This is a genomic window from Nocardiopsis oceani (assembly GCF_054777395.1).
Genome location: NZ_BAAHAR010000056.1, coordinates 1 through 12,349 on the forward strand (window position 1 = coordinate 1; position 12,349 = coordinate 12,349).

The 12,349-nt window shown below is 69.2% G+C and carries 11 protein-coding genes; 8 read left to right on the forward strand and 3 right to left on the reverse strand.

Features of this window, described 5'->3' with window-relative positions; genetic code table 11:
- Positions 1-526: 526 nt before the first annotated feature.
- The 5 genes from ACYVDG_RS28050 to ACYVDG_RS28070 all read left to right on the forward strand — a co-directional run bounded on the left by ACYVDG_RS28050 (position 527) and on the right by ACYVDG_RS28070 (position 7,093).
- Positions 527-1,186, forward strand: coding sequence for a pyridoxine/pyridoxamine 5'-phosphate oxidase (locus tag ACYVDG_RS28050; RefSeq protein WP_460760654.1), 660 nt, complete (start codon positions 527-529; stop codon positions 1,184-1,186).
- Between the two features lie 79 nt (positions 1,187-1,265).
- On the forward strand, positions 1,266-2,897 hold the full coding sequence (locus tag ACYVDG_RS28055; protein WP_460760659.1) for an acyl-CoA dehydrogenase family protein: 1,632 nt from the start codon (positions 1,266-1,268) through the stop codon (positions 2,895-2,897).
- Positions 2,898-3,062: 165 nt separating this feature from the next.
- Complete coding sequence (gene glgX / locus ACYVDG_RS28060; protein ID WP_460760662.1) at positions 3,063-5,237, forward strand: glycogen debranching protein GlgX; 2,175 nt, start codon at positions 3,063-3,065, stop codon at positions 5,235-5,237.
- Positions 5,238-5,314: 77 nt separating this feature from the next.
- Entirely contained in the window at positions 5,315-6,163 is an 849-nt protein-coding gene (locus tag ACYVDG_RS28065; protein WP_460760666.1) for a pyrimidine reductase family protein, read from the forward strand.
- 141 nt (positions 6,164-6,304) lie between these two features.
- On the forward strand, positions 6,305-7,093 hold the full coding sequence (locus ACYVDG_RS28070) for a GntR family transcriptional regulator (protein WP_460760670.1): 789 nt from the start codon (positions 6,305-6,307) through the stop codon (positions 7,091-7,093).
- A 69-nt stretch (positions 7,094-7,162) separates the two neighbouring features.
- Here the strand turns inward: ACYVDG_RS28070 and ACYVDG_RS28075 are convergent, their stop codons facing one another.
- Positions 7,163-7,579, reverse strand: coding sequence for a hypothetical protein (locus tag ACYVDG_RS28075; protein WP_460760791.1), 417 nt, complete (start codon positions 7,577-7,579; stop codon positions 7,163-7,165).
- 251 nt (positions 7,580-7,830) lie between these two features.
- On the opposite strand from ACYVDG_RS28075, the gene msrB reads away from it, so the two are divergent.
- The 3 genes from msrB to ACYVDG_RS28090 all read left to right on the forward strand — a co-directional run bounded on the left by msrB (position 7,831) and on the right by ACYVDG_RS28090 (position 10,002).
- Complete coding sequence (msrB, locus tag ACYVDG_RS28080; RefSeq protein ID WP_460760675.1) at positions 7,831-8,277, forward strand: peptide-methionine (R)-S-oxide reductase MsrB; 447 nt, start codon at positions 7,831-7,833, stop codon at positions 8,275-8,277.
- Positions 8,278-8,540: 263 nt separating this feature from the next.
- Entirely contained in the window at positions 8,541-9,209 is a 669-nt protein-coding gene (locus ACYVDG_RS28085) for a phosphatidylserine decarboxylase (RefSeq protein ID WP_460760678.1), read from the forward strand.
- Positions 9,196-10,002, forward strand: a complete 807-nt coding sequence (locus ACYVDG_RS28090) for a CDP-alcohol phosphatidyltransferase family protein (protein ID WP_460760681.1) — start codon at positions 9,196-9,198, stop codon at positions 10,000-10,002. Before ACYVDG_RS28085 ends, ACYVDG_RS28090 begins: the two co-directional genes overlap by 14 nt.
- Positions 10,003-10,079: 77 nt before the next feature.
- Here the strand turns inward: ACYVDG_RS28090 and hemQ are convergent, their stop codons facing one another.
- Together hemQ and hemG are read right to left on the reverse strand one after the other, a co-directional pair.
- The gene (gene hemQ / locus ACYVDG_RS28095) at positions 10,080-10,790 is read right to left on the reverse strand and encodes a hydrogen peroxide-dependent heme synthase (RefSeq protein ID WP_460760686.1); all 711 of its coding nucleotides are present in this window, start codon (positions 10,788-10,790) and stop codon (positions 10,080-10,082) included.
- The gene (hemG, locus tag ACYVDG_RS28100) at positions 10,787-12,256 is read right to left on the reverse strand and encodes a protoporphyrinogen oxidase (RefSeq protein WP_460760691.1); all 1,470 of its coding nucleotides are present in this window, start codon (positions 12,254-12,256) and stop codon (positions 10,787-10,789) included. Before hemG ends, hemQ begins: the two co-directional genes overlap by 4 nt.
- Positions 12,257-12,349: the final 93 nt, after the last annotated feature.

The window sequence follows — 12,349 nt, forward strand, 5'->3', positions numbered from 1 at the left end:
TCATCTTTGCGTGCAGCACCGCTTCCGCAGAGAGTTCCTACTTCCTCCTCTGGTTCACGTTCAGGACACAACTTTCCCGATAGCCGCCAACCCGCCGTCGCAGCGAAGCGGGTCAAGGTGGAGCGCCGTTGACGCGCGAAGCGCTCGATGGCGACGACCTTGACGCGCGTAGCGGAGACGGCCACAATCGGGCGGCGGGAAAGGAGGGAACCCCAAGAACGGGAGCAATCCCCCAACCACTGGTGCACCCACACCACCGACACAGGCACCGCCATAGACACCGCCATAGACACCGTCGTAGGCCCCGCCAAAGATACCGACAAAGATACCGCCACGGGCGTGGAGACCATTCCTGACCGCCCCTTACTCTTTCACCCCTGGCCACTGAGCTTAGATGTTTAGATGTTTGGATTTTCGGATGGCTTATGGAACCCTGAATGGGGCGATTGGGGGCACGGAAGTGAAGGCAGTAGCGTCGGCATGACTCTCGGCATGACCAGGGAAACGACAAAGAGTGGAGACAGCGATGGCTGGGGACGGGATTCGCGGGATGTTGCGGGGGCTGTCGGTGTTCGCGGGGCCGCTGGCCACGTTTGACCCTGGGCAGGCGCCCGATGACCCGGTGGAGCTGTTCGAGGCGTGGCTGGGCGAGGCCATCGCGGCCGGTGTGCCAGAGCCGCACGCGATGACGGTGGCGACGGCGGACGCCGACGGGGCGCCTTCGGCGCGGATCCTCATCATGAAGGATCTGACAAAGGACGGCTGGTGGTTCGCCACAACGACCAGTTCGGCGAAGGGCCGCGAGATGGCTGAGAACCCCAGGGCTGCCCTGCTGTTCTTCTGGGGCAAGCAGGGACGCCAGGTGCGTGTTCAGGGCTCGGTGGAGCTGGCGAGTGCTGAGGAGTGCGCGGCCGATTTCACTGAGCGGCCCTTGGAGGGCCGGGTGGCGGGGCTGCACGGGAGGCAGAGCGAGCCTCTGGAGAGCTTGGCGGACATCCACGTGGTCGCCGAGGAGAGCCGCGCGCGGTTGGAGGCCGACCCCGGGCTGGTGCCGAAGGACTGGGGCCTGTACCGGGTGGCGCCGACGGAGATCGAGTTCTGGCAGGCTGACCCCGACCGGCGGCACACGCGCCTTCGGTACCGGCGGGAGGGCTCCGGCTGGCGGCGGGAGCTTCTCTGGCCCTGAAACCGAACCTGGTTCTATTGGGATTGCGATGCGGGGATAGGATTCCCGCACCCACCCGTCCCTCGACCCAGGAGTCGGTATGCCCGCCACACATGAGGTGTTCAATCAGGCCACTCCGCTCGGCGACTACAGTGCCGCCGACGATCCCGCACTGTTGGAGGGCCTGCGCCGCGAGGGCGCGGGCTGGGCGGAAGCCGACGTGCGCGAGATCGGCAACGCGGCAGGGTCCGAGCGGGTTCGGGCCTGGGGTGAGTCGGCGAACACCTACCCCCCGGTCCTGCGCACCCACGACCGCTACGGCCACCGCGTGGACGAGGTCGACTTCCAGCCCGCCTACCACGTGCTCATGGACCAGGCCGTGGAACACGGCATGCACGCGGCCCCTTGGGCCGACGACCGCGAGGGCGCGCACGTGGCCCGCGCGGCCAAGTTCTTCCTGTGGTCCCAGGCGGAGAGCGGCCACGGGTGCCCCATATCGATGACTTACGCGGCGGTCCCCGCGCTGCGCAAGTCCCCCGAGCTGGCGGCGCAGTACGAGCCTCTGCTGACCGCGCGCACCTACGACTTCGGGCTGCGGGCCCCGTTGACCAAGCAGGGCCTCATCGCCGGGATGTCGATGACGGAGAAGCAGGGCGGCTCGGACGTGCGGGCCAACACCACGCGCGCGGTTCCCACGCAGGAGGGCCACTACCTGCTCACCGGGCACAAGTGGTTCACCTCGGCACCGATGAGCGACATCTTCCTCACCCTCGCACAGGCCCCCGAGGGGCTGACGTGCTTCCTGGTTCCGCGTGTGCTGCCGGACGGGAGCCGGAACAACCTCTTCATCCAGCGGCTGAAGGACAAGCTCGGCAACAAGTCCAACGCCTCCGCCGAGCTGGAGTACGACGGCGCCGTCGCCTACCCGGTCGGCGAACCAGGCAGGGGCGTTCCCACCATCATCGAGATGGTCAACAGCACCCGCCTGGACTGCGTGATCGGCTCCTCGTCCGGCATGCGCGCGGCCGTGGTGCACGCGTTCAACCACGCGGAGTCCCGTAGCGCCTTCGGCAAACCCTTGGTGGACCAGCCGCTCATGCGCAACGTCCTCGCCGATCTCGCTCTGGAGTCGGAGGCCGCCACAGCGCTCATGACGCGTCTGGCGGGGGCCGTGGACCGCTCGGTGCGCGGTGACGAGGGCGAGGCCGCCTTCCGCCGTCTGGGCGTGGCCGTGGGCAAGTTCTGGGTGACCAAGCGCCAGCCGGTGCACGCCGCCGAGGCCTTGGAATGCCTGGGCGGGAACGGGTACGTCGAGGAGTCCGGGATGCCCCGGCTGTTCCGCGACTCCCCGCTCAACTCCATCTGGGAGGGTTCGGGCAACGTGGCGGCGCTGGACGTACTGCGGGCGATGTCGCGTTCCCCGGAGTCGGTGGAGGCCTTCCTGGCCGAACTGGACACCGCCGCGGGCTCCGACGACCACTTCGACGAGGCCCTGAAGCGGCTGGGGACGGCCTTGGGTGACCTGGACGAGATCCAGTACCGGGCTCGGTCCGTGGTCGAGCTGATGGCGCTGCTCCTGCAGGCCTCGGTGCTGCTGCGCTACGCGCCGACCCCGGTGGCGGAAGCCTTCACGGCGTCACGGTTGGGCGGCGACTGGGGCAGTGTTTTCGGGACGCTTCCCAAGCGCGTGGACACCGGCCTGATCCTCGACCGGGCCCGACCCCGCCGGTAAATCCTCCCCTTCCGTGCAATAAGCCCATAAAGGCCCCCAGTGGACTGGACCGATGAATGCTTATCGGCCCAGTTCGGCATACTTCCGCGGCCTTAGCGGAAGGAAGAAGTCGTCACCAACTCCAACGCCCGCACGGGGCCCGATACCAAGAGACTGACGACGCCTATGGTGGAAGTCTGGCCAGGTAGTTCCTATCCGCTCGGTGCGACCTACGACGGGTCCGGCACCAATTTCTCCCTCTTCTCGGAGGCGGCCGAACAGGTGGAGCTGTGCCTGTTCGACGACAACGGCGAGGAGACCCGCATACCCCTGACCGAATACGACGGTTTCGTATGGCACGGCTACCTGCCCGGGATCGGTCCAGGCCAGCAGTACGGCTACCGCGTCCACGGCCCCTACCAACCTGAGCACGGGTTGCGCTGCAACCCGAACAAGCTGCTCACCGACCCCTACGCGAAGGCGCTGAACGGCAACCTCACGTGGCACGAATCGCTGTTCAGCTACCACTTCGCCGATCCGGACCGGAAGAACACCGCCGACAGCGCCAAGTATGTGCCCAAGTGCGTCGTGGTCAGCCCGTTCTTCGACTGGGGCAACGAGTCGCGGCCGCGCACGCCGTACCACCAGACGGTGATCTACGAGACGCACGTGCGCGGTCTGACGATGCGGCACCCGGCCATCCCCGAACATCAGAGGGGCACCTACTCGGGGTTGGCTCACCCGGAGGTGATCGAGTACCTCACCTCGCTCGGGGTGACGGCGGTCGAACTGATGCCCGTCCACCACTTCGTGCCCGAGCACGCGATGGTGGCGCGGGGTCTGACCAACTACTGGGGTTACAACACCTTGGCCTTCCTGGCTCCGCACAGCGGATATGCCGCGCGCGGCTCCCGCGGCCAGCAGGTGCAGGAGTTCAAGGCGATGGTGAAGTCGCTGCACGAGGCGGGCATCGAGGTGCTCCTCGACGTGGTCTACAACCACACCGCCGAGGGCGACCACATGGGGCCCACCCTCTCCTGGCGGGGTATCGACAATCTCGGCTACTACCGGACCAGCGACGAGGACCAGCGCTACTACCTCGACTACACGGGCTGCGGGAACAGCCTGAACGTGCGCCACCCGCACTCGTTGCAGCTCATCATGGACTCGCTTCGGTACTGGGTCCTGGAGATGCACGTGGACGGGTTCCGCTTCGACCTCGCGTCGGCGCTGGCCCGGGAGTTCCACGACGTGGACCGGCTGAGCACGTTCTTCGACATCGTGCAGCAGGACCCGGTGATCTCCCAGGTCAAGCTGATCGCCGAGCCCTGGGACGTGGGACCGGGCGGCTACCAGGTGGGCAACTTCCCGCCCCTGTGGACCGAGTGGAACGGCAAGTACCGGGACACCGTGCGCGACTTCTGGCGCGGTGAGCCGGTCAAGGGGGAGCTGGCCTCGCGCCTGGCGGGATCCAGCGACCTCTACCAGGACGACGGGCGCCGCCCCGTGGCGTCGATCAACTTCATCACCTGCCACGACGGCTTCACCATGGCCGACCTGGTGTCCTACGACCACAAGCACAACGAGGCCAACGGCGAGAACAACCGCGACGGCACCGACGACAACCGCTCCTGGAACCACGGGGTGGAGGGCCCCACTGAGGATCCCGCGATCCTCGTCCTGCGCCGCAGACAGGTCCGCAACTACCTCGCCACCCTGTACCTGTCCCAAGGCGTGGTGATGCTGTCGCACGGTGACGAGATCGGTCGCACCCAGGGCGGCAACAACAACGCCTACTGCCAGGACAACGAGATCGCCTGGATCGACTGGGAGGGCGCCGGGCTCGCTGGCGAGCACCCGGAGAACGACCTCTTGGACTACGTCCGCGAACTGGCCCAACTGCGGCGCGAGCACCCGGTCTTCCGGCGCCGCCGCTTCTTCCGGGGCAGTCCCGTGGAGGGCAGTCCCGTGGAGGGCGGGCCAGTGGAAGGCGGGAAGGCCGGTTCGGACGGGCTGCCCGACATCACGTGGCTGCGGCGGGACGGGTCGACGATGGAGGGAGACGACTGGAACACAGGCGACCGCGCCCTTGGGGTGTTCCTCAACGGTGACGCCATCACGGAACCGGATCACCGGGGCCGACGGATCCGCGACAGTTCGTTCGTGCTGCTGCTCAACAGCGGACCCGAGTCGGTGGAGTTCAAGCTGCCCGGCACCGAGTACGGCATGGCGTGGGAGACCGTCCTGGACACTGCCGAGCCCGACGTGGACGGGCGGCCGTTCGTGTCCGCTGGCGGCCCCGTGCGGGTGATCGACCGTGCCCTGGTGCTGCTGCGGCGCGTCTCCCACCGCCACGGCTGACGCCGCCGGGACGGAATTCAGCGGGGCCGGGGTTCCCACGGGCTCCCCGGCCCTCGGTGGATCTAACCTGGGTGACCATGTCGAACACTCACCACACGGGCACCGCTCACCGCACTGGTACCGCCTCGGTGTCGACCCCGTTCCGCGAACTCCTTCCCGTCCCCGGCCGCATGAACGTGGACCTGGCCGAGGCCTACGCCTACCCGCCGGTCCTGGACCGGCCTTGGGTCCGGGCGAACATGGTGGCCAGTGCGGACGGCGGTGCGGTCGGCCCGTCCGGCCGCAGCCGTGACCTGTCGTCAGCGTCCGACCGCAGGGTGATGGGCGTGCTGCGCGGTCTGTGCGACGTCGTCGTGGTCGGCGCGTCGACCGCCCGGCAGGAGGGGTACCGTCCGGTCCGGCCGCGCGAAGTGTGGGCGGACCTGCGCGCTGGACGCCCGGCGACCCCGCGGATCGCGGTGGTGTCGCGTTCGCTGGAGGTGGACGAGGAGCTGCTCACCACCGCGCCGGAGGACGCGCGCACGATCGTGTTCACCGTCGGGTCCGCTCCAGCCGCGCGTCGGGAGTTCGTGGCCGCGCACGCGGACCTGGTGGTGGTGGACGGTGTCTCAGTGGGCCCGGAGCACATCCTCAACGCCCTGTCCGAGAGGGGCCTGTACCGGGTGCTGACCGAGGGAGGGCCGCACCTGTTGGCCGAGTTCGTGGCGGCGGGCCTGTTGGACGAGCTGTGCTTGACGGTGAGTCCGCACCTGCTGGGCTCGGGGTCGCCCCGCATCGTCACCGGCGGCCCGGGGACCCCCGGCGCGCCGGAGCACGGCTCAGCCAAGAGCACGCCCGTGCGGATGGCGCACCTCCTGGAGGCCGAAGGCAACCTGTTCACGCGTTACCTCAGGGAAGGCGACACCCCGCGGGAGGGTGCCCCATAACCGGTCGGTTTCGGCCACCCCACAATGACGCATGAACCATCCCGCAACCGGACATACCCGTTGTGTGCCATCCACTGGAAACTCTGCGACTGGACACACCGCATCGACGGGGCTTACCGGTTTGCTCCCCTGGGCGAGAGGATGAACGTAGTGCCGACGTCCGAAAACGGATCCCCTCCGGTCTACCGGGAGATTGCCGAGGAACTACGAGGACAGATCCGCTCCGGACGGTACGCCGACGGCGACCGGCTTCCCGGGGAGAACATCCTCATGGAGCGCCATGGCGTCGCCCGGGCGACGGCCCGACAGGCGCTGTCCGTACTCATCAACGAGGGCCTGGCCGTGGCCGTGCGCGGTTCGGGCATCTACGTGCGACTGTTCCGACCCTTACGAAGACACGGAGCCCAGCGCCTGTCCAAGGACCTGTGGGGCAACGGCCGAGCCATCTGGCAGACGGACAGTGACACCCGCGGGTACGAGGTGGAGGGCCTCGTGATCGACGAGGTCGTCCCGGGGGACCATGTGCTCCGGGCCCTGGGCCTGGACGAGGGTTCCTCGGTGGTGCGCCGTTCCCGCCGCTACCTCGTGGACGGGCGCCCCGTACAGAGCGCGATCTCCCACCTGTCCCCGCACCTGTGGGAGGGCCGCACGGAGACCTCCGCCGCCCAGCGGGTCAGGGCGCACGACAGCGGCCCGGGGGGTATCTACGCGCGGCTGGCCGAGCTCGGGCACGCCCCCACGCACTTCACCGAGGAGATCCGCGTCCGTATGCCCACCCCCGAGGAGACCGCGGAGCTGGAGCTGTTTCCGGGAACCCCTGTGCTGGAGATGGCCCGCACCGCCCTGACCCTCGACCACAGCCCCGTCGAGTTCAACGAGATCACCATGGACGGTTCGGCGTACGTACTGCAGTACGACTTCGACGCCTGACCACCGGCCCCGCACATCGAAAGGGGTGCCCCGGCGGGGCACCCCTTCGTCGTGCGAGGAACCGTCCTCTTACTCCCGGCTCTCCACACCCTGTTCTCTCGCGTGCAGGCGACCCCTCCGCTTGGAGGCGAAGACCAGGTATGCCAGCGGCAGGAACGCGAGTCCCACCGACAAGGCCCCGGCCGCCGCGAAGATCATGGCGCCGGACGACGTCATCATCCAGTGCGCCATCCCGACCCCCAGGACGGTCGCCACCGCCAGCGCGCCGACGGCGATCACCGCGACGAGCACCAGCAGTCTGCGATCACTCCAGGGCTCGGGTCTCGCGTGGTCGATCCCCGCCACGGTGGAGCGGACGCTGAGCTCAGCGGCCCAGCGCAGCTCCCGACCCACAGTGCCCGCACCGTCACCGACGACGCGGACCTGGGACCGGGCCCCTGCGGTGGCTTGCTCAAGACACCACAGTCCGTAGCGGATCCTGCCCACGCGCAGCGGTCGCCTGCCTACTCCGAGTGCCTGTTGAGCTGTTACAGCCATGCCACCTGCCTCAGTGCACCTCGACCACTGACCCCTGTTGAGCCCGTACCCGCACGTTCGACGACCGAACGTCATCAAGCGTGAAGTTAGGTGTATGTGACCCCTAAGGATGATTTACTTAACTGAGACCCAAATGCCCTTTTCCTGACGGAAGCGCCCCCTGTCAGCACTCGGACACGATTCCGGGTAGCGTCATCACCATGGCTGACGCAGCGGATGAGGCCCCGGATACCAGCTCCGGGGCACCGAAGGACCTCCCCCAGACCGAACAGGAGTGGCGCGAGCGCCTCAACGCCCAGGAGTACGCCGTGCTCCGCGGGTCGGGCACCGAGCGCCCCTGGTCAGGGGCTTACGTCGACACCAAAACCACGGGCGTCTACCGTTGCCGGGGTTGCGAGACCGAACTGTTCCGTTCCGACGAGAAGTTCGACTCCCACTGCGGGTGGCCGAGCTTCTTCGACCCGGCGGACTCCGACGCCGTCACCCTGCACGAGGACGCATCCCTCGGCATGGTGCGCACCGAAGTGCGATGCGCCACCTGCAAGTCCCACCTGGGTCACGTCTTCTACGGGGAGGGGTACGACAACCCCACCGACGCCCGGTACTGCATCAACTCCGTCGCTCTGGCCCTAGAGCCCGAGCAATAGGTGGCATACCATCCTGGTCCGGGTACCCCTCGTTCCCCTGGAACGGCGGGCGCTCGGATACCGACTGCTTCCCGCCCCCGCGGGATCAGGGATAATCGCACCAGCGCACCAACGTTCGACCCCCTTGTCGACCGGAGGGCGCGCGCGGCGAGGGTGCCCCACCCGGTGACCGCGCACCCGCGAACCCGGTCGCGACCGGGTTCACCCCTCACAGCGGTAACCGATGTGCGGGCGAACAGACCGACCCGCGACGAAAGCGCTCGATGACCGACGACTCACCTACCTCTTCCGTCTCTCCGCGTCCCACCGCTAGACCGCGGTTCGGCATGGCCCAGGGCTCGGCCCCGTGGCTGGTACCGGCGCTCGGCGCAGCGGGAGTCGCGGCCCTCGCCGCCCGGGGCTCCGGGGTCCGGGCTCTCGCCGCCGCGCCCGTGGTCGCCCTCGCGGCAGGGATGACCTGGTTCTTCCGGGACCCCGAGCGGGGCCCCGCGACGGGGCGGGTGCTGTCCGCGGCCGACGGCGTCGTACAGAGCCTCGACCCCCAGCCCGACGGGCGCATCCGGGTCGCGGTGTTCATGAACCCTCTCAACGTGCACGTCAACCGTGCCCCCCTCGCCGGTATCGTGACCGGCGTCGAGCACCGTCCTGGGGGATTCCGGCCCGCATTCGACAAGGACAGCGAGCGTAATGAACGCGTCATCTGGACCCTTGAAACCGAGATCGGTGAGATCACGGTCGTTCAAATCGCCGGCGCGCTGGTCCGGCGTATCGTCCCGTATCTCGCTGCGGCGCAGAAGGTCGAGCAAGGTGAGAGGATCGGGCTCATCCGGTTCGGGTCACGGGTCGACGTCTACCTTCCGGCCGGGGTCACCCCGGCGGTGGAGGTCGGCCAGAAAGTCCGCGCCGGAGAAACCCGTCTTGACGCCGGCTGAGGCCGCCCTATCCCCCGAGCAGGACGGCTCCTCCGCCCCTGAGGAGGCGCCAAGGCTGCGTCTGGGCGTGGCCGACTACCTGACCCTGGGCAACGCCCTGTGCGGCTTCCTCGCGGTGTGGGCGCTGGCCACGGCCCAGGCCGCGCACCTGGCCGGCGGTGCCGACGGCGCACTGCCCAAGACGGCGATGGCCACGGCCGTTGGCCTGATGATGTTCGCGGCCGCCCTCGACGTGCTCGACGGCCGGGTCGCCCGCAAGCTCGGCGGTAGCGGTATGGGCGCGGAGCTGGACAACCTCGCCGACGTGGTCAGCTTCGGTTTCGCCCCGGCGTTCTTCTTCGTCGTCTGGGGCACCATCGCCGGTGGTGCCGGTGTGCTGCCCGTGGCCGCGGGCGGTGCCGTGCTGCTCGCGGTGATCGTCCGCCTGGCCCGGTTCTCCACCCAGGAGCCCGGTTCGAACTACTTCACCGGTCTGCCCTGCCCGTTCGGGGCGATGGCGGTGGTGACGATCGTGCTGCTCGACCCGCCGGTCCTGGCCGGTGTGGCCGCCGTACTGCTGATCGCCTGGCTGATGGTGAGCCGGATGGAGTACCCCAAGCCCCGGGGGAAGAAGGCGTACGTCGTCCTGGGCATGCTCGCCACCGGCGTGGCCTTCATCGCCGCGTGGGGCCTGGGCCTGCCCGCCGGAGACGTGCTGATCTACTCGATGAGCGCCCTGGTGCTGCTGACCATCATCGCGCTCCCGTTCTACGTGATCGCGACCGGCAGGACCGCGGCCCGCACCGCCGAGTAACCGCCGGTGAGCGGCTCCGCATACGAGTGAGGCCCCCGCCGTTGGCGGGGGCCTCACTGCGTGCACGCTCCGAACAGCTAGGGCAGGGCGTCGACCAGCTCGGCCACGCTCTTGCGCCGCCCGGTGTAGAAGGGCAGCTCCTCGCGGGTGTGCAGGCGGGCCTTGGCGCTGCGCAGGTGGCGCATGAGGTCCACGATGCGGTGCAGCTCCTCGGCCTCGAAGGCGAGCAGCCACTCGTAGTCGTTCAGGCCGAACGAGGAAACCGTGTTGGCGCGCACGTCCGGGTAGGGGGCCGCCATACGGCCGTGCTCGGCGAGCATGGTGCGGCGCTCGTCGTCGGGGAGGAGGTACCACTCGTACGAGCGCACGAACGGGTACACGCACAGGTGCTCGCGCGGTTCCTCGCCGGCCAGGAACGCGGGCACGTGGCCGCGGTTGAACTCGGCGGGCCGGTGCAGGCCCACGACCGACCACACCGGCGTGCTGGCCCGGCCGACACGGGTGCGGCGGAAGTCGGAGTAGATGTTCTGCACCTGCTCAGGGCTGTCGGCGATCCACCAGAACATCATGTCGGCGTCGGCGCGGAAGCCCTGGACGTCGTAGCTGCCGCGAGTGGTCACGCCCTGCTCGGCGGCCTTGTCGAAGAGGCCCTGGAGCTCCTCCGCCGCCGCGCTGCGGTCCACGCCCTCCAGGCTGTCGGCCTTGAAGACCGACCACATCGTGTACCGGATGAGTTTGTTGAGGTCGGTGCCGTCCTGGGCGATCGCCTCGTTCTGCTGGCCCGTCACGGGTTGACTCCTTGCTGGTTCGTTCCGTCGGCGCTCTCGTCGCCGCGGCTGGCGTGGCTGTGGTCGGTGAGGGTGTCGGCCAAGCGCGCGGCCTCGCGGCCGGCGTCGGCGATGCAGGCGGGGATACCCACTCCCCCGTAGGCGGCGCCGCACACCGCGAGCCCGGGGTGGTTCCGTACGGACGACCTGATCCGTTCCACCCGGGTGGCGTGGCCGACCCCGTACTGGGGCAGCCCGTCGGCCCACCGGGTGACGCGGGTCTCCACCGGGGCGCCGGCCAGGCCGGTGACCTTGGCGAGGTCGGCCAAGGCCGCGTCGGCCAGTTCCCGGTCGGAGCGGCGGAGGACCCCGTCCTCGCCGAACCTTCCGATGGAGCAGCGCAGGACCACCAGGTCCGCACCGGGATCGACCCTATCCAGCTCCTGAGCCAGCCAGGGCCACTTGTTGCTGGAGAAGGTGGCGGCCTTGATGGTCAGGCCCTGCCCGGCCGGAACTAGGAACCCGGTCCCGGTGAGGGGCTCGGGGAAGACGGACGCGGGCAGGGCGAAGGTCACCAGCGCCATGCTCGCGTAGTCGATCCCCCTCAGCTCCCGCGCGGCCGCGGGCTCCGTGTCGCCAAGGAGCCGTGCGGCCTCGGGCGCGGGGCAGGCGAGCAGGACGGCGTCGCAGTCCATCTGCTCTGCGCCGTCCAGATGCACTCTCCAGCCTTGGGAGCGCCGCTCGAGGGCGCGGACCCGGGACCCGGTGCGCAGATCGCTCTGGCGCTCCGCGAGGGCATCCACGACCGATGCCACACCTCCTCGCAGGGAGGCGAAGACGGGCCCCGCCTTGGTGGGTGCCTCACCGCGCCCCTTGAGACTGGTGTGCACGGCGCTCATCAGTGACCGGTCACGGCGTGCCATGGGCGCGATCTGGGGCACCGTGGAGTCGAGGGAGAGTTCGTCGGCGCGGCCGGCGTAGACACCGCCCAGGAGGGGTTCGACGAGGCGCTCCACCACCTCGCGGCCCATACGGGTTCCGACGTAGGTGCCCACGGGAACGTCCGAGCGCACCGGGGTGCGCGGCCAGACCAGGTCGAGCGCGGCGCGCAGGGTTCCCACCGGGGAGAGCACACCGCTCCGGGCGAGAGCGCGCAGGTCGCCGGGGACTCCCATGAGCTGGCCCTTAGGCAGGGAACGGATCCGGCCCCGGCTGTAGATCGCGGCGGACCCCGGTCCGGGGTGCACCACTTGGCCGTCCAGGCCGAGTTCGCTGAAGAGGTCGAGTGCCTCGGGGCGGCGCGCGAGCACCGCTTCGGCACCAGCGTCGACGGACACGCCCGCCACGGGTGAGGCGCGGAGCTTGCCCCCCGGGGCGTCGGCGGCCTCGACCACCGTGGTGGTTGCCCCCCGGCCGTTGAGACGGTACGCGGCGGTGAGTCCGGAGACCCCGCCGCCGACCACGACGACATGCGGTGCTTCAGGCATGTCACCAGCTTCCCAGATGCCGTGCGTCACAGTGATCCGCCGTCCCGGATGGAGGGCTTCGGTCCGGGAGGTTTCGGTCGGGGTGCCCCTCAT